The organism is Phycisphaeraceae bacterium (assembly GCA_019636555.1).
Lineage (GTDB): Bacteria > Planctomycetota > Phycisphaerae > Phycisphaerales > UBA1924 > JAFEBO01.
The window spans coordinates 2,056,960-2,083,089 of the sequence record JAHBXH010000001.1 but is presented as its reverse complement, the minus strand read 5'-3'; the positions used below and the strand labels follow the sequence as shown (position 1 = coordinate 2,083,089).

The window sequence follows — 26,130 nt, the reverse complement described above, 5'->3', positions numbered from 1 at the left end:
TCCCGCCATCGCCACCAACAACTCCGGCGTCGAAGTTCGTCGCGGTCTGACTTCGCCGCCAAAAAAGCATTCCCAGCTTCTTCCTTCAGTCTCTGCGCCCTCTGTGCTCTCTGTGGTGAATGTCTCTCTTCGGCTTTGCCTTCACATCCGCCTTCTCCTCCCCGCAATCACGACACCCATTCCCAACACCGCAATCCCTCCCGGGCCCGGAATGATCGTGATGAACGCCGGCAATTGAAAACTCTCCGCGCTCCCCGTCGCGAACACGCCAACGAACGCGCCGGTCCCTTCGTCATACTTCAGAATCTGATTCGACCCGCTCGAACTCACATACAAGAACCCGTCGCCTCCGAACGCCATCCCGATCGGCGTGCTCAAGCCTCCCGCGCCCGTCGTCATCCAGTTGCCCAGCCCCGCGCCCGTCGTCCCGTTGAACCGCCTCACCTGGTTCGCGCCCTCGCTCGCGACGTAGAACACGCCGTTGAACCACTCAAACTGCCGCGGCCGATTCACGCTCGCGATGAAATTCCCCATCGAGGCGCCCGTCGTTCCGTTGTACTTGATCACGCGATTGTTGTTGTAGCTCGGCACATACAGATTCCCATCCGGCCCGAACATCATCCCGTTATCCGCGCCGCTCAATCCGCCGCTGCCGGCCGTGACGAAGTCACTCAGATACGCGCCCGTCGCGCCGTTGTACTTCCGCACCTTGCTTCCGTTGAAGCTCGAAACATACATGTCGCCGTTCTTGTCCCACGTCACACCCGTGGGGGAGTTCATGCCCGCGTCGGCGACGAATGTGTCGAGAAACGCGCCCGTCGTGCTATACCGCACGATCCGGTTGTTCCCCTCGCTCACAACGTAGATCTTCCCGTCGGGCCCCAATCGCGCTGCCAGCGGACCCTGCAGGTTTCCCGCCGCGTCGAGGTTCCCGAGAAAATTGCCGCTCATGTCATAGCGCGCGACGCTGTTCGACCCGAACCCGCACACCAGCATCTCTTTCGCGGGCGCCATCGCCGTTCCCGCAAGCACACCGCTCATCGCCGCCAGCATCACACCGATTTGCTTGAACATCACTCTCTCCATGCCCACGAATCCCGGGCCGCTCCCACGCGGCACACATCCACCGCGCGCAGAGCCACCAGTTTGAGTGTGCCCCATGTTCCCGCCCCTCGCTTGCATCCGGTTGCCGTTCTCGACAAGCCCTCATCCGGGATTTCGGGGGAAACGTCTGTTCGCGCTTCGGACGTCCCAAGCACATCCACCCCGCAAAACTCCCAAGTCCGATCCTCGGTTATGCCTTTCGGAGGCTCCCGGCCCCACGAGCCAACTGCGAAGATTCCGCAAAGTTTCAAGTTCGAGTCGGTATTTTGATTCGGGTGGACACCGACGCCCGCACCTCCCGCATAGCCTTGAGCGTACCCGACTTCTCCTCTGGGTTCGGTTCACGTCAGGCATGTCGCTTTTGAGTGTTCGAACGTGGTTCTCGCCCCACGCAGGCCCGAATTCTGGTATGCTCCGGGCGTCTTTACCGAACGTCTGGTGTGTGGTGGGGGTGGTGGGGGTGGTGGGGGTGGTGGGGTGATCGGGTCTTGGTCAGATTTGTCGAGCTTCATGTCGTTCGGTTCCGGCTTCTGTTCCTGTTCGAGTTCACCAAAAAGTTCACGAGGAAGGGGCCGCGGAAGCGCGGCAGGAGTCAGCAAGGATTCGGCTCCAGAAAGGTCGCAGTCATGAAACAGCGCCGCCCGGGTTTCACCCTCATCGAACTCCTCATCGTCATCGCGATCATCGCGCTGCTCATCTCGATCCTGCTGCCGTCACTCGGCGCGGCGAGACGAATCGCGAGGAACGTGATCTGTCAATCCAATCTGCGTCAAATGGTGATCGCGACGACTTCTTACTGCGACGACAACAAGGATTGGCTGCCCGGGGCGCCAACAACCTCCGGTTACGACGCCGCAAAAAACGGAGTGTTCAACGGCGTAGCCGCTTCGAGCTATGACTTCATGGGTCCGCTGACGGTTTCGATGGGTCTGAGAGGCCCCGGCGATGGTTATTCGAAGAAGGACGCCGGGGATATCGAGCGCGGACGCCGCTTCGAGTGGTACGGGACGTTGAATTCGATGCAGTGCCCGGAAAACAATTTCCGGTCGTACGCATATTCCGATGCCGGCTCGGGCGCGGACTTGTCGAAATTTGGCGAGATCAGAATGTTCTCGTACAACTCCTCGACCGGCTTCTTTTCAACCAACGACCCGGTCTCGACCAATTTGGGAATCGGCAATTTCCCCGGCGATGACCGCAGCAACTACTTGCCGATGCTCAACCGCGTCGGCCCGCAGTCTCGAAAGGCGGTTTTCCACGACGGACATCGCTTCGCTGATATCGTCAAAGCCGTCATGGGACCGGACTACGACCCGGGCATTGCCGCGAACTATGGCGGTGCCTTCGGTGATGCAGGCCCTTGGATCAATGAGAGCAAGTCTCTCTCCCGTCGAGCGGCGCCCGGCGAGTTCACCCCTTCTCCCTGGTCCCCGAGCATGGTTGATGCGAGATTCTGGGCGTTTCGACACGGCTTGAAGAAGGTCGTTCCCATTGCCGGTGGTAGCACCGGTGCTCCGGGCGGCGTTCAGTGCCTAGGAAACGTGGCGTTCTTTGACGGCCACATCGAATTGATGAACGACCTGCAAGCGACAAATCCGACCTATTGGTTGCCGACTGGAACAAAGCGGAAAGCTGGATCGCCGCTCGGTGCATGGAAGACCACCGCCGCTGCGTATCCGGATCAGGCCGGTTCGGGAACCTATTTGAGCCAAGAATATGTGTGGCCGTAACTTGTCGGCTATGTCCACCTCAAAGGAATTGAGCCGATGACATCGACCGAACGCCGCGGCGGCAGCCTGATGGCAGATCTCGAGAGCGAGTCGCGCGACTCGGCGCGGAAAGGTCCCCAGGGACGCACTGTTGGTACGCGGATGCTCGTGTCGGTGGCTCTGGCGGTTCTTTCTCTCTTCGTGCTCGGCTACGTTGTTTATTCAACCTTTCGCGGCTACGCAAACGATCCACGACGCCAGGCGTTTTTTACCGTGGTTGCCGATTCTGAAACCGGCGAAGTGGATGTTCACTTTCCTTTGCCCGACGATGGTCGGGGTTATCCTGCCGTCAATCCCAAAACGGGCAAGCGAACGCTTTATCCGGCCGAGAGTTGCTATTGGACCAAGGATGGAAAAGCGAAGCTCGATCCCACGTACGTGATTCTGAATGGTTGGTTTGAAAAGCCGGGGCCGACCAAGTGCCCGGACTGCGGACGGACCGTGACCAAGAGCAACCGAATGCCCCCAGACGCTCTGATGCAAAAAGCCTGGGACGCCGCAGAGTCAGCCAAGAAGCGCTGATCGCACGCACTTTGTTCCGCAATCGCGCTTTTTGACTGCTGTGGAAGCATTGATAATTTCATCAAGCCCTGTCACACAGTGGCCTCTCGCTTCGCCCAATGTCTGTGTCTGACGCCATCTCCGTCGAGATCGGTGCAGACATTTGGAGCAAGCAGATGTATTCAGATCGTCGCCTGGGCACCTCGATCATCAAACTTGGGCTTTGTGCTGTGGCCGGAATGGGATTGATTCCTTGCACCGCCGCACTGGCATATCCGAAGTATACAGTTCGCCTCTCGACAACAATCAAGGGCGTGTACACAAGTTCTCCCAGCCCGTTGCCAACTTGGTGCGATACAGCAGCAGCGGCATCCGGATACGCTTCTGTCGCCGTTGACGGGAGTGCAATGTGTGTCCGCTTGGACTCGCCCGCACCTGACTCGAATTGCGCAATGCTGAACGGCGCATTTGTTCAAGCAGCGACCGGTTGCTATCCGGATTCTGAAGACGGCACCGCAATTGCAAAAGGCAGCAACGTTTCGACAGGAAGTCTGTTTTCGGCCGCGCCTTTCATCGAAGAAAAGACGAGAAATGATCTCGGCGTTTGCCAAGATAGCCAAGGAGCTTGTGTCATAATCGGGTCGTGGGCTTCGGCATCTGCCGATGTTGCATTCACTGGACTCATGACTCCAATCGAGTATCTCGTAGAAACCAAGTTCGAGATTACAGGGAGTTTTGCGCGCGAATCCGGTCGAACCGGGGCACAAAATGATATGAAGCGTTTTGCTATAACCGTAAGTCTGCCAAACGGCTCGTCGACTTACTACGGAAGGTTCAATTTTGATGGCGTTTCAATTGATGGCCTAACTCCGACGAGCGTGAGTGGTGGGACGACAATTTTTACACTGGCACATACAACAACTTCTTCTTCGACTCCGTCTTTCGCTGCGTCTCATCAGTTGGTTGACGACAATGTGTACGACATGAATGGCGATGGCGCATTCACCTATGCCGATGTCGACTGGATTCGGAACAACTTTCGCACGATCGACATAAACAATGAGAGCCCGTACCTCGCGAAAGGGAATTTTGTCGTGACATTTCCAGAGACATCTCCGACGGAGGCAATCGACGAAGACGACGCCGAGTATCTAGCAGGCTGTTGAAAAACTCCAACCAGTCGCAATTTCGAACCGCCATCTACCCTCGCGACCCGGGTCTGAGGGCCAGAAAGTTGTCTGCAATGCGTCGGCGCAGTAGGCACAATCAGAATTTCAACAGCCTGCTAGAAGACCGACTCGCCCAATTCGGCCCGTCCTTCGTCTTCGGCGATTTCAACCGTGACGGCCTCATCGACTGCCACGACGCGTGGGGCAGTACTCCGTACTTCGGCGTGAGCATCGGCGATCCCGATTATCGCTACGAACTCGACGCGAACCGAGACGGCGTCGTGGACGAAGACGACAAGGCCGCGTTCTTCGCGCTCGTCAATCACTGCGACTTCAACCAGGACGAGCTTGTTGACGATGCGGACTTCATCATCTTCGCTGCTGCGTACAACCTTCTCGATTGCGAAGACCCGGGCATGCCCGCCTATTGCCCGGCGGATTTGAATCTCGATGGCTTTGTTGACGAATCAGACTTCGCCATTTTCGAGGTGCGCTACAACGCCGGAGGGTGCTGAGTAGTCTTGACATTCTGATTTTCCTGTCGCCCGCCTCCCGCGGGCGTTTTTCTTTCCAAGAATGTCGCCATGACTACTTCCACCGCTTCCTCTCACCTTGCCCAAGTCACTTCTCTCCTCAAAGACCGCGCCGAGGCGCAGGTGCGCGAACTCATCGACTGGCTCAAGATCCCCAGCATCAGCACCGACCCGGAATACAAGAAGGCCTGCCGCGATGCCGCGCAGTGGGCGTCGGATCATCTCGCCGCGAGCGGCTTCAAGTCGGCCCTCCGCGAAACCGGCACGAAAGAGAAGCCCGGCCACCCCGTCGTGCTCGCGCACACGCCCGGCGCGCCGGATTACAAGGGACCGCACATTCTCTTCTACGGGCACTACGACGTGCAGCCCGCCGATCCGCTCGAACTCTGGAACAGCCCGCCCTTCACGCCCAAGCTCGTGACCGATCCGTCCGACGGCCCGGCCCGCATCATCGCCCGCGGCGCGGTCGATGACAAAGGCCAGGTCATGATGTTCCTCTCCGCGATGCGCGCGTGGAAAGAAGTCTCCGGCCTCGCCGCCGGTGGCGTCAAGGTGACCGTGCTGCTCGAAGGCGAAGAAGAATCGGGCTCGGTCCACCTCGACGCGTTCATCGACGCAAACAAATCCGAACTCGGCGCGTGCACCGTCTGCGTCATCAGCGACACCGGCATGCTCGACCGGGGCAAGCCCGCCATCACATACGGCGTCCGCGGGCTCGCCTACACCGAGGTCGTCCTCCACGGCGCGAATCAGGACCTGCACTCGGGCATGTGGGGGGGCAAATCACCCAACCCGATCAGCGAACTCGTCAAGGTCCTCGCGCAGCTCTGGGACAAAGACCGGCGCGTCACAATCCCCGGCTTCTACGACCGCGTCCGCGCGATCGCGCCCTCCGAGCGCGAGGAGTGGAACAAGCTCGGCATCAACCCGACCGAGGCGCTCAAGAAGATCGGCTTCCCGCCCGACGCCAACGTCGGCGAAGCCGGCTACTCGTTTATCGAACGCGAATGGGCTAGGCCCACCGCCGAGATCAACGGAATCGTCGGGGGCTACACCGGCAAGGGCGCCAAGACCGTGATCCCGAGCCACGCGAGCGCCAAGGTCTCTTTCCGACTCGTCGCCGATCAGGACCCGGTCGAAGTCACGCAATCATTCTTCAAATGGTGCAAGGATCGCACGCCCCCCGGCTGCCGCTGGGAACTCATCGATCATCACGGGGGTAATCCCGCGACCGTCAGCACCGATTCCAAGGAACTCGCCGCGGCAGCCCGTGCGATCGAACGCGCCTGCGGCAAGCGCCCCGCGCTCATCAAAACCGGCGGCAGCATTCCCGTCGCCGGCTCCCTCAAGAGCAAGCTCGGCCTCGAAACCATCTTCATGGGCTTCGGCCTCGACGACGATCGCGTCCACTCGCCCAACGAAAAGTTCGAACTCGAGTGCCTCCGCATGGGCACGCTCAGCCACGCGTACCTGGTCGACGAACTGCTGAAGATGTGATGACTTCGCGCACTTCCGAAGCCCCCTCCCGCGCGTGGGGAGGGAGGGGGCTGGGGGAAGGGAGTCCTTTTCACTGCGAAGCGGCGATCGGCAATAGCCGGCGGGGGTGGGGTCACGGCAAAGCCGCACCAATTGTCGAGCTCGTGCAATTCTCTTTGTTCAGGGCGAAGCCCTGATCGGAAATAGCCGGCGGGGGTGGGGTCGCGGCGAAGCGGCACCAATTGTCGAGCTCGTGCAGTTCTCTTTCTTCAGGGCGAAGCCCTGACCGGCAATAGCCGGTGGTTGCGGCGAAGCCGCACCACCGGGAACAGGCCGTCACCCGATCCGGCAGGCCGAAGGCCTGCTCGTCACCGCGTGCAAACCTGCAATTTTGCTAGCGTATTCAAAATGGCATCCACGCTCACGTCCTTGCTCATTCACGTTGTGTTCTCGACAAAGGGGCGCGCCGACACGATTGCTCCCAACACCGAACGCGATCTGTACGACTACATCGGCGGCATTTGCCGCCGCATGTCGTCGCCGATCATCTCGATCGGCGGCACCGCGAACCACGTTCACATTTTGCTCTCGCTCTCCAAGACGCTCGCGCTCGCGGATCTCATGATGGAAATGAAGAGAGACTCTTCCAAGATGATGAAGCACAACACCGCATTGTTTCAGTGGCAGGACGGCTACTTCGCGTTCTCGATCGGCCAATCGGGCGTTGAGGAATTGAGCGCCTACATCGCCAGCCAGAAAGAGCATCATCGGCACCGCGATTTCAAAGATGAGGTGCGGTCGCTTTGCACGAAGTACGGTGTCGCTCTGATCGAAGAACTCGCATGGGATTGAGCCTGTGCAGACCTTCGGTCTGCCCACTTCCGATCGCACACTCTCCGGGGCTGCCGCTGCGCGGCAAGCCCCGGCTATTGCCGCCGACGCCTTCGGCGTCGCATCCGATTTCAACGTTTGGCGCGTTCGGGGTTTTCACCGCGAACCGGCGATCGGCAATAGCCGGCGGGGGGTGGGCTCGCGGCAAAGCCGCACCACTGGTCGTGCTCTTGCAATTCTCTTTGTTCAGGGCGGAGCCCTGACCGGCAATAGCCGTGGTCGCGGCGACGCAGCACCACCGGGAACAGGCCGTCACCCGATCCGGCAGGCCGAAGGCCTGCTCGTCTTCGCGCTCGTGACCGCGTGCAGGCCTTCGGCCTGCGCTTCCATGAGCGCACTCACACCGGGGCTGCCGCTGCGCGGCAAGCCCCGGCTATTGCCGCCGACGCCTTCGGCGTCGAATCCGATTTTAAACTGTGCCACGTTCGGGGCTTTCACCGCGAAGTGGTGAGCGGCAATAGCCGGAAGGGTGGGGTCGCGGCGCAGCCGCACCAGTTGCCGTGCTCGTGCAGTTCTCTTTCGTCAGGGCGAAGCCCTGATCGGAAATAGCCGGTGGTTGCGGCATAGCCGCACCACCGGTCACAAGCCAACTCCAAACCTTCCGCAGGCCGAAGGCCTGCTCGCACACAATCAACACTTCAATGCACGCGCTCACGGCTTCGGATACCGGTGACCCCAGCCGATCCAGGAGCGATCGCTCACCGTCGAACCGTATTTATCGCCGCTCTTGTACGCGTCGCGCCGGGTGATATTGCGGACGCTGTGATCGCCCATCAAGTAGTTGTTGGCGCCGTCGAGCGCATTGCCCGAATCCAGGCTGCTCGCGCGGAACTTTGATGGCGGATGTCGCGGACGCTCGTCGTAACAATCCATGGCCCAGACCATCGCGTCCATATGCGGAATCTCGCTGATGCGTCGTCCCGCAACGCCGGTGGTGTTTCCGTCGCCGCTCGTCGAGACCGCCGAGTCGTTGAACCAGTAGTACGTCCAGAGTTTCATTTCCGGCCGCAGATTCTGGAGCGTCGGCGCGGGCCAAACAAAGTAGCGGAAATACTGCTGCAGCCCAAGCGCGATCGTTGGATCTCGGATGTCGGATTCCGTGTTCTTGGCCGCGGGGCAGGTAAAGGGGGTATTGCCACCCTCATTCAGATACGGCTGCAGCGCGATGACCGTGTTGATCTGATAAAGGTCACGTGGATCAGACGGCCAATTGATCGGATCTGGCGACGTCCTCAGATCAAACCACCGCGGCACCTTCTGTTCATCCAGATACATCTGCGTCGCGATGCCGAGTTGCCGCAAATTGCTCTGACAGATCACGTCCCGCGCGCGTTGACGAGCCCCCTTGAGCGCCGGCAGCAGAATCCCGATCAGCATCGCGATAATCGCGATGACGATCAATAGCTCGATCAGCGTGAACGCCGACCCGCTCCGCATCGTGCTGCGATTCTCGCGTTGACAGATCACGACTTCACCTCAGCCCAGAGGTCTTCGGAGTCGATGCCGCCGCATTCGAAGCAGGGCCAAACGGAGAATTCTCCTTCACCATTTGCCGTTCCGCGTTGAGTCTCTCTACCGTTTCCTTCCACTCGGCCGCGGCAACCAGAACGCCGGTAGGTTTTCCTGTCTTCGGGTTGATTACGCCTTCGTCCGGCTTGAGCGCTCTCCCGACGCTCCGCAGCTCCTTTTCAAACCGGCCCCGAGGCATTTGCACTTCCTCGCCGGTGTCCATATAGCGAATCGTGACGTTCTCGGTCATGCGCGCCGGGTCATACGGCGATCGCGCCGTCAGCGAGCGGATAAATGTCCACGCCGCAAAGATGATGGCGATTCCCGCCAAAGACCAGCCGACGACAGGGTTCTTCAGAATGTTCCGGATGGCATTCATGTTGGATTACTTGTCCATGATCTTTGCGTGTCCCCAGTTGTAGAACGGGGGGGGGATGCCCGTCGGATCCTGCGCATAGTTGTATGTCGAAATGTCCAGCAGCTTGATGCTCTGATCGCCGAACAGAAAGTTATTCGTTCCTCTTTCCGCTCCCGCAGCACGCGACGTCTTCGTCGCCCAACCCAAAGTGGTCTTGGACGTATGGCGGGGATATTCATCCAGGGCATCGGTCGTCCAGACCGTGAACTGCGGGAATGGGATCTCAACCATCCTTCGCGCAGACATACCGCTCTGGACTTTTGGGTAGGGGCCCAGCGGTCCGGTTGCGATTTTGCTGTCGTTGAACCAGTATTCTGACCAAACCGCCAGAGGCTTTTTGTTGAAACTCAACGGGTCGAGGTCCTCCGGCAATGCAAAGACGCGATTTGCCAAATAGAGGTAGCCGAGATTGTTCTCATCCGTCACGCTTAGAAGGCCCTTGGCCGAAGGACAGGTGAACGGAACGTTTCCAAGATTGCTCACATACTCCTGCAGCGTGAGGTTCGGATTCACCTGGTACATGACGCCGCCTTGATCTTTCGGGTCCGCTTTCGAAATCTTTGTCTTCGGATCCATGAACATGTCAAACCATCTCGGGACCTTTTGAGAGTCCAAGTAGCTCTGCGTTGCGATCCCGATTTGCCTCAAGTTGCTCTGACAGATCGTTGTGCGTGCGTTCTTCCGTGCTTGCCCCAATCCCGGCAGCAGAATCCCGATCAAGAGAGCGATGATCGAGATCACCACCAGCAGTTCGATCAGCGTGAACCCTTGAAGTCGAATCCCGTCCTGTGATTTGACTCTTCCGTGCATGTCTTCGACTCCTGCCGCGGCTCATCGCCCGAACGGGCTCACCGCCAAAAAAATTTCACGCTTTCGCCTCGCTCGGCATCATCGCCGACTTGGCTTCCGCCGCCCCGCCGCTGGATTCAGCGACGCCGCCCCACGAGACATATACGTCCAAAGCCTCCCCCTGGCCCAAACTTTTTACGTCCGATTCCGTCAGTATTCCTCCCGGAATCGCGCGCCCGTTCGCGGCGCCGAGGCGCACCGTCGCCGGTTTGCCCGCGTCGAACGCGCGGCTGTCGAAACGCACGCGGATCTTCTTCCCCCTCCACGTGCGAACCGCATCCACCTCGCCGAACTCCGCCGGAGTCACCGGATCGATCAAGAGACCCGCTTCGCCGCTCTCCGTGAACACCGGCCGGATGCCGAGAATCCACTCGAGGCTCACGCGGTTCAGCCACGCCGCGCTGCCCGTGTACCACGTCCAGCCCGCGCGCCCCGGCTTGTCCGAGAGCGGCCCATCGACGTTGCCGGGCGTGACATACGGCTCGGCGAAATAGCTGTCGGCGTTCTTTCCGCGAGTCGGTGGCGAGATGCTCTTCCAGATCCGCGCGATACTCTCGACGTCGCGTCGCTTGCACGCCGCGGCGAGCGCCCACGTCGCCGCGTGCATGTAGACGCCCCCGTTTTCCCGGCTCCCCGGGCTGTAACGCGTCACATAGCCGATCGTCGGATCGGGGATCGTGTACGCCGGGAACAGAAGCAGCGGACCGTACGGGCTGAGCAGGTTCTTCTTGACGCTCTCCCACGCCAGCGCGGCGCGATCTTCGGGCGCGATATCCGTCAGAATCGACCACGTCTGCGCATTCAGATGGATTTTGCCTTCGGGGCTCTGCGAGCTGCCGATCCACTCGCCGCTGTCTTTGGTCCCGTACTTGTACCAGGCGCCGTCCCACGCGTGCGCGTTGATCGCCTTCGTGTACTCCTCGCGCTTGGCGCGATAGCGCTTCGCGTTTTCCGCATCGCCGCTGCGCTCGACCACCGTCGCGAAGTTCTGCAGGACGTCGCACAGGAACATGCCCAGCCAGACCGATTCGCCCTTCTCGTCAATGCCCATCGCCGACAAGCCGTCGTTCCAGTCGCACGAACCGATGAACGGAAGGCCGCGCTGGCTGGTGCGCTTGAACGTGCGCTCGATCGATCGCTTGCAGTGATCAAGAATCGTCGCCTTCGCCTGTTCGTCATCCACGAACGGCGCCGTTTCTTTCAGAATCGAATCGTCGCCCGTCTCGCGGATGTAGTTCCCAACCAGGAACGGCAGCCAGAGATAGTCGTCGCTGCACGCCGTGTGATTGCCGAAGTCGGCGAGCGCATGCCACCAGTGATAGACCGAGCCGTCTTTGAACTGCCGCGCCGCGTGCAGCATGATCTGTCGCTTGGTCCCCGCCGGATCGAGCGGCAGCCAGACCTGGCTGTCCTGGAGCTGATCGCGGAACCCGAACGCGCCCGACTGCTGGTAGTAGCCCGTGCGCCCCCACATGCGCCCCGAGAGCGCCTGGTACGGCAGCCAGTGGTTGTTGAGCAGATCAAAGTCCACGCGCTCCGACTTCACCTTCGTCGCCGAGAGCAGGTTCTTCCAGAAGTCGTGCGCCCGGCGGGGGGTATCCCACGCCACTTTCTCATCGGCGTACTTGTCCACCTGCGCGAGGCACGCCTTCTTGTCGGCTCCGATCGTCAGCACAAAGTGCAGCCGAACGGTCGCGCCGGCCGCGAGCGAAAGATCGCCCCCGAGCGCCGCCGCGGCATCGCCGAATCTGCCGAATCCCGCCTGGCGCAGCCCCGCGATGTCGCGCACGCTCATCGCTTTCGGCGCCGAAGTGGAGCCGTACTTCCCGAGGAAGGTTGCCTTGTCCGCAACCGCGAGGGGCCGATCGAACTGCGCGCCCCCGACGCTGTGCGCCGCGACGTACGGCCACGGCACGTTCCAGTGCTCGCGCTCGGTCTTGGGCCGGATGTCCCACATGTTCTTGGTCGAGACGATCGCACGCCGGTTCGCCGATTCATCGAACGAGACGTCGAAGAACAGGCGATGGAACTCGCGTTTCACGTCCGGCGCGACGCCGCACGTCCACTCGAAGAACGAAGCGACCCGCAGGCTTCGCGCTTTGCGGGTCGTGTTGGTGATCTCGACACACCAGACCTCAACTTGATCTTTCGGATCGACAACCAGTGTCCAAGTCGTGCGCACCCCGCTGCGCAACGTGCGGAACATCGTGCTGCCCAGCGCGTGGGTGCATGAGAACTCGTCATACGGGCGACGACAAGGGGAAGGTGCAAGGGACCAGATGTCCGGCGCATCGAGCGGCGCATCGAGGTCCGCGATGTACAGGAACTTTCCGTAGCAATCGCGAACCAGGTCCATCTCCCAGCGCGTCAGCACGTTGTGCTGCGCATCATCGAACCACGAGAACCCGCCCCCGTTCTGGCTGATCACCAGCCCGTATCTCCCGTTGCAGATCACGTTCACCCATGGCATGGGGGTGTCGTGGTCCGTGATGACGAAGGACGAACCGGAAGGATGAGAGTGGTCGAAATTTCCGAAGCGGCTGGAGAGCATCATGCATCAACCTTGTGGCATCGCGGGGCGCCGACCGGCGTTGAAACGCACGCGAAACCGGATTCACTGAGCCATGAAAGCGCTTACATCGTGACACAATCCGAGGGTCGTGTCAAGGGGGGAGGGCAGGTTCTCCGGAGTTTTCCACAATTGCCGCGGCGCCCTGAGGAAAGCTTCAGACTGAGAAAAAACCAGCCCGCGGCGTTTGCCGCGGGCCGGAACTGATTCAGTGCTGGATTTGCTGCGAGAGAGCGGCAAATCACGCGAATCGGAGAGTGAGCATCAGGCGCGACGACGACGAGCCGCGACCAGGCCGCCGAGGGCGAGGAGCGAAGCAGCGCCGGGCGTCGGAACAACGACGACATCCCAGTACTCGGTGTCATTGACCGTGCCGTCGCTTCCGAGCAGCGGGTTGCGCGTGTTCTGGAAGCGGAAGCCAAGACCGGCGCCGTCGATGAAGCCGTTGAGGGCGGGATTGCCCGCATCGAACGTGTTGAACACGGTCTTGGTGAAGTTGGTCGTCAGGTTGGTGAACTGAACGGCGTATGCCGCGAGAGCGCCCGCCACGCCCGGGGCGTAGTAGGTGTAGCTCATCTGCAGGATGTCGCCCTTGGTAAATGCGGGGCTGATGTTGCCTTCGGCAATCAGGCTGAAGTTCTGATTTGCACCACCGACGAAGACCGTGCCGTTGCCGACGACAAAGATGCCGCCGTCAGCCGAGAAGTCGCCCGCGTTGTTGTTGAAGAACCAGAGGCCGCCTTCGGGCTGCTGAGGCCAGAGCATGCCCGAGCCGTCGTTGTCGATGTTCGAATTGATCCGCATCTTGTAGCTGATCTTGAACGACTGGTTGTTCTGGAGCGAGAGACGCGTGACGCCGTTGTCGTCGCTGAACTGAGCGAAGTGGCGATTGGCGAACTTCTGCGGGTTGTCGGGGTTCACCGGGCCCATGTTTTCCATGATGCGCACGCCCGAAGATCCGTTGATGGTCGGGGTGATGATGGAGTTGGGGTAATCGTTGAAATTGCGATACACCATGTTGAAGCCGTTGAAGCCGTTGATGTCCGCCATCGCGGAGCACGCAAAGCCGGCCACGGCCGCCAAACCCGTCACGGAACGCCATTGCATAAGAAATCTCCTCTCGCAACTCTCGCCCGAAGGACTTCTGCGGGCACCGACCCACGAAAAATCACTCGGCCACTGAAACCGTTTTCAAGCCACCCGCCAGCGAGTAGCGAGTGCAATGAAAACGTGCCTCAAGTTCCAGGCGGATGCCAAAATTTCGGTGCGGTTCCCGAATAAACGGAAAAATCGCGGCGTGCAAACGTCCTATAAGCGTCACCGCACGGGGGTATTCGCCTCTGAGAACTTGAGGCGATCCATCCCTTCGCGAACCCATTTGTGGCTTTGGAACCACTTCCACACGTTTCCGGTACGGGCGTTTTCGATGGCGAGCAGCAGCGGGCCTTGGTCGATCGCGAGGTACTCCGATGCCGCCCAAGGTTTTCCGTCAGGGCCCTCCAGGTTGAACGCATCGACGAAGCCGAAGCCGCCGCCTTCAGCGAGCGGCACAGACGGGTCGCGCCACGCAAGCGGCTTCCCGTCGGGCCCGGTGAGAGAGCGGTAGTAGCGCATCGCGCGCATCGCGGCATCGGGCTGGAAGAGAATCGCGCACCCGGCGCCGTAGGGCGCGATGGTGCCGTCGCCGAAGTTGTCTTTCGCGCGGAAAGTCGTGTAGTCGTAGTCGCCGCGCGCGCCGGGCACCATCACGAAATCCGGATAGACGCCGGCGACGAGATATCCCTTCGGATAATCCGATGCGGTGAGTCCCCATGCATCGGGTCCGAGTGTCGGCAAAGACTTGGGGTTTTCGATTGCCTTGATGCGATGAAGGATCGTGGCGCGCCGACTGTTTTCCCACCAGTCGACCGGCGGGCGAAACTGGACACTGAACGCTGCGGGATTGTCCGGGCCCATCGCGGCGTAGTTGAGCCAGAGATGGCTGAACGTGTTGACGAACAGCGACCCCGAGAACGGGAGAAAAGTCATCACGCCGGTTGTCTTCGGAAGATCCGCCGGCAACTTCTTCGCGCCGGCATGCGTGTAGGAACCGAGTTGTCGGCGCAGCTTGTAGTAGAGCGACGGATCAACTCGATGAGACTCATCGGGTGCGCAAACAGCGAGAAACGTCGTCAATCGGTGCTCGCAACCCGAATCCATCCAGTAGTAGGGGAGGCGTGCGCCGTCACCCTGCGGATGACTCGAATCCTTCGGCTTCCATCCGAGCGAAATGAATCCGCGCTCGTGCGGCTTGGCTTCGTCGCCGCCCTGAAAGAATGTCCAGTCTGCTTCTTCGAAGAGTTTGTCGCCGAGCGTTGCGACCTCGCCTCCGAAGTACGACGATGCGGTGAGGATGCCGGCGAACAGGAGCGCGGAATCGATAGTCGAAACGGTGTGCTCGAGATTCGCGCCGCCGTGGATGCCGCCCGTTTCGCCGTCGATGAAATGCTGGAAGAGGCCGGCCTTTCGGATTTCGGGTTGAGAAGAGAGCGTCTTCAGGATGAGGATCGCGCGCTCTTGAGCTTGGTCGCGGGAAACCCAGCCGCGCTCGACCGCGATCGGAAGGCCGGAAAGCAGGAAGCCGACCCCGGCAACGCTGACGACGGGCTTCGAGAGCCGGTCCGGAGGCATGCCGTTTTTCGGATTGCCGGTTTCCCACAAATAGCGAAAAGCGCCGTGCTGAACCTCTTCGAGAAAAGCCTCGTCTTCGGGGGAAAACTGAAAAGGAGGTCGCTTGATGTCCGCCGGCGAGCAGATTGCTTCGAGAGGCTTATCCGCTCGTGCCGACGCGGGACCCGAGGCAACCCCAGCGGCGAAGACGACCGACAGGAGGGCGAGAGATCCGGAGAGTGAGTGGCGCATATGGTGTTCGCCAAAGGGTATCCGAAAAAGAAAGCGTTTTCATTGGGGCGGGACTGGGTGGGAAAACAGGGTTAGCCAAGGGTGAAAACGCTCGTCAGCCGATAGCATGAGACCCAGATGAGGCGGATGAAAGCCAATTCGATGAGCAAGGGCGGAACATCAATACAAGACGTTGCTCGCGAGGCAAAGGTTTCGATCGCGACGGTGAGCCGCGTGTTGAATCAGCCCGACCTGGTCACGGCGGAAACCGCGGGGCGAGTGCGGGAAGCCATCAAGCAGCTCGGATACGTCCCCAACGCGTACGCGCAGGGGCTGAGCAGACGTCACGGCAAGGTCTTGGGAATCGTACTGCCGGATATTCACGGCGAGTTCTATTCGGAGTTGCTGCGCGGCGCGGACGGCGAGGCGCGACGGCTCGGCTTCCACTTGCTTGTGAGCTCCGATGCGCACGATCACGGCAGCCCGACTCGGACCGAGAATCTTGCGTTCGGGTTGATCGACGGCCTGGCGCTGATGATGACCGAGCCGAACATGCAGTTGTGGCGCGAAACGCTCGATGCCGCGCTGCCGACGGTGGTGCTCGATGCGGAAGTAAACGAACCGGGCGTGGACAGCGTCGTCGTGGACAACGTGATGGGCACGCACGAAGCGGCGGAGCATCTGCTCGAGAAAACTCCGGCTTCGAATTGCTATTTCGTCGGCGGGCCGCGCGAAAACTTCGACACGGTGCAGCGTGCGGCGGAATTCAAGAAAGCGCTGGCAAGCCGCGGGCACTCGGTTCGGGACGATCAACTTGCGTTCGGCGAGTACTCGATCGACTGGGGCCGGAATTGGGTCGCCGAGAAAATGAAATCCGGCGGATTGAAGAATGCCGCGGTTCTGGCGGGAAACGACGAGATCGCGCTCGGGATCATGCAGGCGGCGCAAGACGCGGGCGTGCATGTACCGAAGGATTTGCGGATTGTGGGCTTCGACGACACGCGTATCGCGACACTGGTAAGGCCGGCGCTTTCGGCGGTGCGCGTGCCGCTGCTGGACATCGGCGCGGCGGTGGTCCGATTGCTCGTGGAGCGCGTGGGCAACAGCGAGAAGCCGGCGACGCGTGAGAAGCTTCCGACGAAGTTGATCGTGCGGGAGAGCAGCCGGGTGTGACCGCCGATGTGGCCTCTCCCGCACGGGCGAGGCTCCGTTCTGATCCAGTTCAAGAATGCGGATCGGAATCGAGCGACTGACCGTTCGTTGCGATCGCTTTCGAGTACCACGTCGCGGAGTCTTTGGGGGTGCGTTTCTGCGTGGTGTAGTCGACGTGCACGAGGCCGAAGCGCTCTTTGTACCCCTGCGACCATTCGAAGTTGTCGAGGATGGACCAGTGGAAGTAGCCGCGGATGTCGGAGCCGGCACGGATGGCTTCGCGCAGCTCGAGCAGGTAGCGGCGTGTGAAGTCGATGCGCTGCGGGTCGTGGACTTTTCCGTCCATGCTGACCCAGTCGATGCCGCTCATTCCGTTTTCGGTGATGTACACGGGCAGCTTGTAGCGCTCATACGTGTAGCGCGGGCCCCAGTGGAGACTCTTGGGTTCGACTGGCCAGCGGACGGCGGTGGTGGGGTGCGTGGCCTGACGCTCAACGGTTGCCGGCTTTCCGTCTTCAGCGCGGCGGACGGGCGTGCCCTCGTAGATGTTGAGGCCGATGAAGTCGATCTTCTGGGAGATCAATTCCATGTCGCCGGGCTGAATCGTCGGCGCTTTTGGTGCGTCGGCGCCGAAGATTCTCATTCCGTCTTCGGGATAGTGGCCCTTCGCGATCGCGTCGGCGTACCAGGTGTTGTTCCAGAGATTGCGCTCCGTGATCGAGCCCATCGACTGGATCGCGGCGTCCTGATCCTGCTTCGAATCGGATGCTGGATACTTCGTGACGCAGACAGGCGCATAGCCGATTTGCTGCGCTCCACCCACCCCACCCACCCCACCCGCCCCACCCGACGCTTTGCATCGGGCGCGAAGCACCTGCACGCTCGCGCCGTGGCTCATGAGCGCGTGGTGGCAGGCGACGAGCAGTTCGCGCGTGGGGAGGCGAAGGCCGGGAGCGTTGCCGGCGTCGGCGTGTCCGAACTGCAGGAAGACCTGCGGTTCGTTGAGCGTCATCCAATGTTTCACGCGGTCGCCGAGGCGATCGGCGACGACTTGCGTGTAGTCGGCGAACCACTTGACGGATTCACGGTTGAGCCAGCCGCCGCGACGGAAGAGGGCTTCGGGATAATCCCAGTGGAACAGGGTGATGTATGGCGTGATACCGGCGGCAAGGAGTTCGTTGACGAGTCGGTCGTAGAAATCCAGTCCCTTCGCATTCACCGCGCCAACGCCCTCGGGCAGAATGCGCGACCACGAGAGCGAGAAGCGGTAGGCCATGAGGCCCATCGACTTCATGATCGCGACGTCTTCCTTGTAGCGGTTGTAGTGATCGCAGGCGACGTCGCCGGTGTGTCCTTGAAAGACATTCGGCTTGATCGGGTTGAAGGCGGGACCGCCTTCGGTGGGTCGGGCGTGGCAATAGGTATCCCAGATCGAGGGCCCTCTGCCGTCGGTGTTCCAGGCGCCTTCGATCTGGTACGCGCTGCTCGCGGCACCCCAAGTGAAATTGGTGGGGAATGACATAAGGGCGGAGTGTAGATGCACAGGGCGGGCAAGCCGCCGCGAGTCGAGCGATGAGATTGGGGTTCAGTTGCAGAGCAGGTCGTTGTACGCCGCGACGAAGATCACGAAGTCGCTGTCATCGCAAAGGCTGTCGCCATTGAGATCACCGGGGCGGTAGGCGCCCGGTATCAACAGGTCGTTGTACTTTGAGACGAAGAACACGAAGTCCGCATCGTCAACGAGACCGTCATTGTTGAAATCAGCGGCGCAGGAATCGATGTTGTAGAGCGGACCGGCAAGCACGCTCTCGACCGCGCCAGGCTGAACGAGTTCCGCAAGACCGAGCGCGCCGAGCGCGACATCGGGCATGCCGGCGGAATTCGGATCCCAGGTGAGCTGCGTGCTGGAGCGCCGGTACAGAATGCTCGCGCCGCCTTTGAACGTTTCGCGTGCGCCGATGCGATAGGCGTGATACGCGCCGGTCGCGGCGGGCACGTGCACTGATCCATCACCGACGCCTGCCGCGAACGCTTCGAGCGACGTGAACGTCGCGATGTTGTCGGCGTGGCTGGTCAGATCGTCGGCACTGTAGCCACTGGGCGTCGTGCCAGCGGAGAAGACGGTGTTCCAGCGCGGAGCGTTGTCGTCGGTCCACGCGTAATTCGAGAGGCGGAGATTCAAGATTTGCGCGCGCCAGTCCGGGCTGCTTCGATAGCCATCGACGAGCAAGAGCGAATACAGATTGGTGAATGCCGCCTGAAAGCTGTTGTTGCTGCCGCTGGTGATCGGATATCCGGTGACGAATGTGCCGGTCGGCCAAAGCGAGCGATTGAGCCAGTTCGTGAGCGCCGTCTGCGAGCCACTTCCGCCGTACGTCGCGGCGGCGTTCACAAAGACGAGACCTTCGTTGTAGCAGCCTGACAGCGAACCCGGGATCGGACCGCCGCCGGCGTTGCCGAGAAAAAAGATGATTCCGGAACTTGGGATGAGATAGGAGTCCCAGTTCTTGACGCCTCCGATGATCGCTTTGGCGGCGGCACGTACCTGCGGATCGCCCGGGTAGAACTGCGCTGCTTTTGCCGCGGCGTGAACGATCTTCATCGTGCTCAGCGTCGCGTAGCCGTCGTTCCATTTGATTCCGCCGGTCGAGGGCTCCAGCCAGTGCTGGAAAATGCCGTCGGCGGAGCGATCGGGCTTGATTCCATCGGGAGCGAGCCCGGCGTAACGCGTGAGAACAGAGCGAACGGCTGGCAGATTGCTCGATGTGCCGCTGAGTTGATCGCTCATCAGGCAGAGAAAGACCGTCCATGCCGCGGCATCGGGCGATGCGGGATGGAAACGATTCCAGGAAGGAATCACATCGGCATCGATGACCCAGCCGGGCGGTTCGCCGTCGGGAGAGATGAGACTCTTTCCGAAGAAGACGACTTGCGCGATTTCGTCGTTGATCCAATTCTCGAAGGAAAGGCGCGTGTCGGAGCTGTCACGGGTTTTCGTCGCGTCGGTGCCGCCGCCGGACAAGAGCGTGCCATCGCCGAGTGCAGCGATGGATGCGAGCGGTGGATTCGGGCCGTCGTACACCGACGGCGAGAAAGCCTGTGTTGCGCGCGCCTGCGCGAGCGGGATGAACCAGGTCGCCGAGCCCGCGCCGGTGGAAGAAAGCGCATAAAGGCCGGCGTTCGAAACGCCGCCGTAGTGATCCGAGAACGCCAAGTCGCGCACACTTGCGAGCGAACCGAGCGCGGTGAATGAGAACGAGTTTGTGCCGATGATGGAGCGCCAAACTTGGCCGTTCCAGGCGCCGAGCATCGCATTCTGCGTGCGATCAACGACCAGTGAAGTGGGGGTCGCGCCGCCGGAAACGGCACTTGTGAACAGAAGGCTGCCGCTCGTGACATTTCGGTTCGCGTTGTAGCAACGGATCGTTCCTGCGGAGGCAACGTAGAGCCGGCCTTTGAAGTGAGCCATGCCGAGGTGCGTGAAAGTCGCGTCGGGAGGCGTGAGATCGACGCGTGCGAAGAGGTTGAGCGAATCGGTCTGTGTGTCGTAGCGGAGAATCGCATCAGCGGGACTCGAGTCGGGGGACGCGCTCGTCGTGTGCAGCGCGATGAAAAGAAGGCGGCCGGACTCTGAAAACGCGAGCGAGACGGGTCCATCGGCGGAGGAATTCAGCGCCATCCAGGGGACGAGCGCGGTCATGCGAGTGCGTGAGAGCGAGGCGAGGAGCGTGCCGCGGGTATCGCGGATTTCAATCGAGTCCGAAACCGAATCGGCGGCGGCTTCGTAGCCGGAGAGGGCGCTGCCCGCGACGGCGGCGATGTTGGCGACGGGAGCAAAGGACGCGGGCCAGACAGAGGAAACCGGCGCAGCAAGCAGGGACGAACCGCTCGACGCGAAGGCCGCGATGACGAGACAAATCGAGTGTGCGGAACGGTTCATCATCCTCCTGTGCGACCGCGCGGAGCGGGCAGATTCACAATACTCTGTTCGATTGACGATGGCCCGGAGTTTCGGCATAATGAAAGCGATTTCATGCCTATGAAACGCGTGAGATTCCGGTTCGAGGACGCGAGAACGAGTTTGCGGACGTCCGCCCTCGGGAAGGCTTCGGAGAAGAACATGAGTGCTTCCAGAATGACGTCGCTGATGGGCGTTGGGTTCGGGGTGATGCTGGCGCTTTGTGCCGGATGCTTTGTGACTGAGGCGCGGGCGGACGTGCTCTTCCGAGAAGCGTGCGAAGATGTGAAGGCTTGGACTTTACAGCCGAGTGATGGAGTGGTCGCGACGCTCGAGAGTGCGCAAGGGCCGGATGGAAAACCAGCCATTCGTTTGAAGTTCGACTTTCGCGCGGGGAGCGGATTTGTGGTGATCCGCCGCAAGGTGGGCGTGGCGCTTCCGGCGGATTACAGGCTTTCATTCGATTTGCGGGGCGAAGGCCCGACGAACAACTTCGAAGTCAAACTGCTCGACCACTCGGGCGAGAATGTCTGGTGGGTGAACAACCGCGACTTCGCGTTTCCGACGCAATGGGAGCACGAGCGCTACAAGCGGCGGCACTTTTCATTCGCGTGGGGGCCGAGCGGCGGGAAGCCGAACGAAGAGCTGGGCGCAATCGAGTTTGCGGTGGCGGCGAGTTCGGGCGGGCAAGGGACGGTGGAACTGTCGGATCTGGTGTTGGAATCAGTTCCGCAGAAAACGGAGAAGCTCGAGAACCCGAAAATCGTGTCGTTCGACGGCACGGTGATTCACGACGACGAAGCAACGATGATGGATCGGCCGGCGAAGATCGTCTGGTGGACGGACCCGGGAAAAGACGGGGGGTCGATGACGGTGTCGCTCGGGGGTGTACGTGAGTTTGGCGGGGTTATCGTCCGATTTGATAAAGGGCGCCTCGAGCGGGGAGCAAAGACGATCGAGTTGTTCGGATCGATGGACGGAAAAACCTTCACGTCTCTGGCGAAACAGGAAATTGCGAGCTCCGGACGTGTGTACATGCCGCTACGCGATGCGGAAGCGGCGTTCTTGCGATTCACCGTGTCCGGTGCGGAAAAGCATGGAGCGATTCTCGACACGCTTGAAATTGCGCCGCTTTCCTTTGGGGAGAGTCGCAACGGAACTTTGGCACGAATCTCGCGCGACTTTGAAAAAGGGATGTTTCCTCGGTACTTCCAGCCCGAGCAAACCTACTGGACGGTGGTGGGTGTTGCAGACGACAGCAAAGAAGGGCTGCTCAATTCCGATGGTGCGCTTGAAGTGGACAAAGAGCGGTTCACGCTTGAACCGTTTGTCATCGAGAATTCCAAGGCGGCAACAGTCTTCACATGGGCGAATGTGCAGTCAATACAAAGCTTGGCAGGCGGCTACGTGCCGATTCCGAAGGTCACTTGGACTTTTGACGGTCGTCAACTCGATATCGAGTCATTCGCTTTCGGGCCGGCCGGGAAAAGCGTATTGGCAGCAAAGTACACGTTGACGCCGGCCGATCGCGAAGACGATTTCGTGCTTGCGATCCGTCCACTGCAGGTGAATCCGCCATGGCAAGATTTGAAGACGAGCGGAGGATTCGCGCGAATCGACACACTTGAGGTTCACGGACCGATGGGAATTGTTTCGAGGGAGACGCCTGCCGATCGAAAGGTTGTTCGTGTGATTGGCGACAGTGTGGAATCACATGCGTGGACATTCGACGAAAGCCCAACCATTGAAGGTCTCCGCGGCGGCCCGCAATCCGTCAAGGACAACCGCGGCCTTGCAGCTGGCGCGTTCCTTGGACCAACACGAATCTGGTCCAAGCCGATGACGGAATGGGCCGTTCTGATTCCCCTTCATGACGAATCCGACATGCCCGCGTGGGCTTCGTTGCCGTTTGATCAGGCGATGGCCGCTCTCGAGAAAGAAAAGCAGTCGGTTGAGGACTGGTGGCGGGCGGAGCTGAACAAGGTCACACTTTCAATTCCCGCCGACCGCGATCTCGAGAACACCTTCCGCACCGCGCAGGCGCACATCCTCATCAACCGCGACGGGCCGGCGATTCAGCCCGGCTCGCGCACGTACGAGCGATCGTGGATCCGCGACGGGTGTCTGACAAGCAGCGCACTGCTCGCGACCGGACACGCCGAGCGTGTGCGCGAGTTCATCGATTGGTACGCGCCGTTTCAGTACCCGAGCGGCAAGGTCCCGTGCGTCGTAGACAAGCGCGGGCCCGATCCCGTGCCGGAGAACGACAGCCACGGGCAGTTGCTCTACCTGCTTCACAAATACTACCTGTTCACGCACGACACCGCGACGCTTGAAAAGAACTACGCGCATGTGACCAAAGCCGTCGAATACATCGATTCGCTCCGCAAGCAACGCATGACGCCGGAATACGCGAACGCGACCGGGCTGAAGCGCGCGGAGTACGGGCTCGTCCCCGAGTCGATCAGCCACGAGGGGTATAGCGCCAAGCCCATGCACAGCTACTGGGATGATTTCTTCATCGAGAAGGGCTTGCAGGATGCCGCGGATATCGCCCGCGTGCTCGGCAAGAGCAACGACGCGACGAATTTCCAGGACATGGCGGATGAGTTTCGTACCTGCCTGATCGATTCGATCAAGCGCGCGACGGCGCACCACAAGATCGACTACATCCCCGGGTGCGTGGAACTCGGCGATTTCGATGCGACAAGCACGACGATCGCGCTCTGGCCCTGCGGCGCGGGCGCGTGGCTCGACCGCGCCCAACTCGAACGCACCTTCGACAAGTTCTACGGCTTCGCGATGGGTCGCATCGACGGAAGCGCGAAGTACAACGAGTACACGCCGTATGAGTGGCGCATCGTCGGCTCGATGATCCGGCTCGGTTGGCCCGAGAAGGCGTGGAGACTGATGGACTTCTACATGGCCGATCGGCGCCCCGCGGCGTGGAACCAGTGGGCGGAGGTGGTCTGCCATGATCCGAAGAACCCGCGGTTCATCGGCGATATGCCGCACACGTGGGTCGCGAGCGATTTCCTGAATTCTGTGCGCTCGATGTTCGTGTACGAGGATCCAGCGGACAAGTCGCTGGTGATCGGCGCGGGGATCAGGCCGGAATGGCTCGACGGCGAAGGCGTGTCGATCGGAAACTGGCCGACGGAGTACGGCGTGCTGAGCTACAAGGCGAAGCGGGAGAGCGCCAAGGTGACGATCCAGTACGAGATGTCGGCGCTGCCGCCATCGGGAGTGATTGTCGTCTCGCCGACTCTCGCCGGAAAGGAAATGCGCCTGACCGAGCCGAAGGGAACAGCGGAGTTTGTGCGGCCGTGAGCGACCTAACTCCTGCGGCTTCGAAGATCTGAACTCGTCGCGGTGGTGACATTGATGCTGTGCGAGCGCACGGTAGCGCCGCACGCGGGGTATTTGTGCGCATGGGTCCCCGCCCGGATTCGAACCGGGAACGACAGGACGCCGATGAGCGGGCGCGCGACTCTGCGCGGAAGCGCGCGAAGGTCTTGGAGGAAAACAAGGTCTTCGCGTGGGCGTGAATTGACGACGCGCGAGCGTGGCCGGCACAGGGAAGCGCTGGCTGTGCTCGTTTCAATTCGGGTTGAGAATGTCGCGAACCGTCGCATTCATCATTGTGGTGGACTGTTCGGACAAGATGAGATTGTCCACTTTGATTACGACTACCAGCAAGCGCCGGATGAGTGCGTCTGCAACTTGCAAGAGGTTCTTTGCGTCGGGGTACGGAGGACCGTTGCGCGACGCGAAGGGGCCGCCGTGAATCGAACTGTGCAGAATAGACGTAAACCAGAAATACTCTTCCTCGCGCCCAACTTTCCGCGCCAAGGTTGTCCCGTCGCCGACGTACCACTGCCCCCGTGGGCGTTGGTTCTTGTCCAGATAGTTTGCCTTCACGCGATCAAACTCGGTCTGATTGTTGATTTCGCCTGGGGCGCGGAGTCGGGAGTTGCTCAGTTGCTTCGCCCACTGCGAATTCTGTTTCACGAGAGTCGTCGCCCGCTTGTAGCGTTCGACGTGCTCGTACTCGAGATAGAGGTCCGCCAAGTCGTCGGCAGTCTTTCCGTTGGCACTGTCACCGAGACGGATGTATTCGGCCTGAAGAGCACAGTCGTGCATACATCGAAGAATTGCCGAGGCATCATTCGCGCACAGTTGCATCTCTCGTTTCGACGTGCAGCCTGCGACAATGTGCAGAATGCTCTTCCAACTGCCCGAGGCTCTCACGAGCAGCATTCCAGTTGCCCTGCTCGCCTTGCCGGGTTGCGAAATCGCATCGTGCTTGGAAATGACTTCGCCAATCAACGCTTCCATCAATGCGGCGAGTTCTTTGTCGTTGTCGTCGAGCAAGATGTATTCCTAAAGCATTTTTCCTTGCCCGCACGTCTGGCAGCGCCACGGACTAAAAGACTCGGCAAGCAACAGACACGCCCACACGATAAGGAACAGCCCGCCGGTAAGGATCGTCAACAGACAACCCATTCCGCCGCTGAAGTGCTTGCGTGCGTGAAGGGTCGGCTTGCCACAAACTTTGCAAAAGCGCTGCGTCTGAATGAATGCCATTCGTACCCCCGGTGGTACAGCAGTCTACACCAAATGCGCTCGGGCGGCGGGGTTGACAACCGCGCGCATAGCGCTAGTCTCGCGAGGGACGGCCTGGGCAACCGTCAGAAAGGCGAACGCTATGCGGAAACTGAAGTGCTTTCAGGTTCACGGATTGAACGTGTCGGAGGTCTTGGACGAATTCAACGAACGCGCGGAAGAATTCGGAGTCAAGGAAAAGGACATCATTTCGGTATCGACGCTACCGCCCGATCCAAGGCAGGTAGCGGCGGCACGCGGGGGCGAGAAACCGCCAAAGCTGCAAGTGGTCATAACCTATTGGGCGGCAGAGTGAAAGTGAACAGGGAGGTTCCGATGACGATGACGCAAGCAGACATCCAACGGATCATGGATGCACACCCCCAACTCAATGAGTACGGAATCGGCGTGTATGACGACAAGGCAAAGCCGTCCGTACAGGAGGCGGAACTCGCCGAAGGCAAAGCAAAACTTTTGGGTAGCGCGGAAGCCTGCAACCGCGTGTGCGAGTGGTTGAAGGGAGTGAAAAAAATACGGGCGATCAATTGGGACCAGACCAGTTACGGTCTGAAGCATTTGGCCGAGCGCGACGGCGACTACTGCTCAAACGGCGCGTTCATCGTGGCGGCAATTCACTCCGGATTCCCTTATCGCATTGAGCCGGGCAACGCCTACGTCTACTTTGGCATGTCCAAGAAGTCCATCAAGGCAATTCGGGACCGGCAGAATCATGTCGTGAGATAGTCG

General features: G+C 60.5%; 20 protein-coding genes. 9 read left to right on the top strand and 11 right to left on the bottom strand.

Annotated features, from left to right (window positions below; all coding sequences use genetic code 11):
* Positions 1–141: 141 nt before the first annotated feature.
* Positions 142–1,074, bottom strand: a complete 933-nt coding sequence (locus KF691_08650; GenBank protein ID MBX3389509.1) for an NHL repeat-containing protein — start codon at positions 1,072–1,074, stop codon at positions 142–144.
* Positions 1,075–1,730: 656 nt separating this feature from the next.
* Between KF691_08650 and KF691_08645 the strand changes: the two genes are divergently transcribed.
* The 6 genes from KF691_08645 to tnpA all read left to right on the top strand — a co-directional run bounded on the left by KF691_08645 (position 1,731) and on the right by tnpA (position 7,404).
* Positions 1,731–2,834, top strand: coding sequence for a prepilin-type N-terminal cleavage/methylation domain-containing protein (locus tag KF691_08645; protein ID MBX3389508.1), 1,104 nt, complete (start codon positions 1,731–1,733; stop codon positions 2,832–2,834).
* A 36-nt stretch (positions 2,835–2,870) separates the two neighbouring features.
* Positions 2,871–3,395 (top strand): hypothetical protein, encoded by a 525-nt coding sequence (locus KF691_08640; protein ID MBX3389507.1) that lies wholly within the window; start codon positions 2,871–2,873, stop codon positions 3,393–3,395.
* 98 nt (positions 3,396–3,493) lie between these two features.
* The gene (locus tag KF691_08635; GenBank protein ID MBX3389506.1) at positions 3,494–4,540 is read left to right on the top strand and encodes a hypothetical protein; all 1,047 of its coding nucleotides are present in this window, start codon (positions 3,494–3,496) and stop codon (positions 4,538–4,540) included.
* Positions 4,541–4,617: 77 nt separating this feature from the next.
* Positions 4,618–5,058: a hypothetical protein gene (locus KF691_08630; GenBank protein ID MBX3389505.1), complete on the top strand. Its 441-nt coding sequence runs from the start codon at positions 4,618–4,620 to the stop codon at positions 5,056–5,058.
* A 69-nt stretch (positions 5,059–5,127) separates the two neighbouring features.
* A complete protein-coding gene (locus KF691_08625; GenBank protein MBX3389504.1) occupies positions 5,128–6,573 on the top strand; it encodes a M20/M25/M40 family metallo-hydrolase in 1,446 nt (481 codons plus the stop codon).
* Between the two features lie 387 nt (positions 6,574–6,960).
* A complete protein-coding gene (gene tnpA / locus KF691_08620; GenBank protein MBX3389503.1) occupies positions 6,961–7,404 on the top strand; it encodes an IS200/IS605 family transposase in 444 nt (147 codons plus the stop codon).
* A gap of 291 nt (positions 7,405–7,695) precedes the next feature.
* Here the strand turns inward: tnpA and KF691_08615 are convergent, their stop codons facing one another.
* The 7 genes from KF691_08615 to KF691_08585 form a co-directional block, all read right to left on the bottom strand.
* Complete coding sequence (locus KF691_08615; protein MBX3389502.1) at positions 7,696–7,866, bottom strand: hypothetical protein; 171 nt, start codon at positions 7,864–7,866, stop codon at positions 7,696–7,698.
* A gap of 228 nt (positions 7,867–8,094) precedes the next feature.
* On the bottom strand, positions 8,095–8,910 hold the full coding sequence (locus tag KF691_08610; protein ID MBX3389501.1) for a type II secretion system protein: 816 nt from the start codon (positions 8,908–8,910) through the stop codon (positions 8,095–8,097).
* A 4-nt stretch (positions 8,911–8,914) separates the two neighbouring features.
* Complete coding sequence (locus KF691_08605) at positions 8,915–9,331, bottom strand: hypothetical protein (protein MBX3389500.1); 417 nt, start codon at positions 9,329–9,331, stop codon at positions 8,915–8,917.
* Positions 9,332–9,337: 6 nt separating this feature from the next.
* Complete coding sequence (locus KF691_08600; GenBank protein ID MBX3389499.1) at positions 9,338–10,180, bottom strand: prepilin-type N-terminal cleavage/methylation domain-containing protein; 843 nt, start codon at positions 10,178–10,180, stop codon at positions 9,338–9,340.
* A gap of 55 nt (positions 10,181–10,235) precedes the next feature.
* Positions 10,236–12,773, bottom strand: a complete 2,538-nt coding sequence (locus KF691_08595; protein MBX3389498.1) for a hypothetical protein — start codon at positions 12,771–12,773, stop codon at positions 10,236–10,238.
* A gap of 279 nt (positions 12,774–13,052) precedes the next feature.
* Positions 13,053–13,895: a hypothetical protein gene (locus KF691_08590; protein MBX3389497.1), complete on the bottom strand. Its 843-nt coding sequence runs from the start codon at positions 13,893–13,895 to the stop codon at positions 13,053–13,055.
* Between the two features lie 210 nt (positions 13,896–14,105).
* Entirely contained in the window at positions 14,106–15,689 is a 1,584-nt protein-coding gene (locus KF691_08585) for a hypothetical protein (GenBank protein ID MBX3389496.1), read from the bottom strand.
* Positions 15,690–15,815: 126 nt separating this feature from the next.
* Here KF691_08585 and KF691_08580 point away from each other — a divergent pair, with 126 nt between their 5' ends.
* Entirely contained in the window at positions 15,816–16,841 is a 1,026-nt protein-coding gene (locus tag KF691_08580; GenBank protein ID MBX3389495.1) for a LacI family DNA-binding transcriptional regulator, read from the top strand.
* 49 nt (positions 16,842–16,890) lie between these two features.
* Here KF691_08580 and KF691_08575 read toward each other — a convergent pair whose 3' ends face one another.
* Together KF691_08575 and KF691_08570 are read right to left on the bottom strand one after the other, a co-directional pair.
* Positions 16,891–18,342, bottom strand: coding sequence for a beta-glucosidase (locus KF691_08575; GenBank protein MBX3389494.1), 1,452 nt, complete (start codon positions 18,340–18,342; stop codon positions 16,891–16,893).
* A gap of 63 nt (positions 18,343–18,405) precedes the next feature.
* Positions 18,406–20,760 carry a hypothetical protein gene (locus KF691_08570; GenBank protein MBX3389493.1) on the bottom strand — a complete coding sequence of 785 codons (2,355 nt, stop codon included), beginning with the start codon at positions 20,758–20,760 and terminating at the stop codon, positions 18,406–18,408.
* 180 nt (positions 20,761–20,940) lie between these two features.
* On the opposite strand from KF691_08570, the gene KF691_08565 reads away from it, so the two are divergent.
* A complete protein-coding gene (locus KF691_08565; protein MBX3389492.1) occupies positions 20,941–24,108 on the top strand; it encodes a hypothetical protein in 3,168 nt (1,055 codons plus the stop codon).
* A gap of 270 nt (positions 24,109–24,378) precedes the next feature.
* On the opposite strand, the gene KF691_08560 is transcribed toward KF691_08565, so the two are convergent.
* The gene (locus tag KF691_08560; protein ID MBX3389491.1) at positions 24,379–24,921 is read right to left on the bottom strand and encodes a hypothetical protein; all 543 of its coding nucleotides are present in this window, start codon (positions 24,919–24,921) and stop codon (positions 24,379–24,381) included.
* Between KF691_08560 and KF691_08555 the strand changes: the two genes are divergently transcribed.
* Entirely contained in the window at positions 24,916–26,127 is a 1,212-nt protein-coding gene (locus KF691_08555) for a hypothetical protein (protein MBX3389490.1), read from the top strand. The two genes, KF691_08560 and KF691_08555, sit on opposite strands and share 6 nt — an antisense overlap.
* Positions 26,128–26,130: the final 3 nt, after the last annotated feature.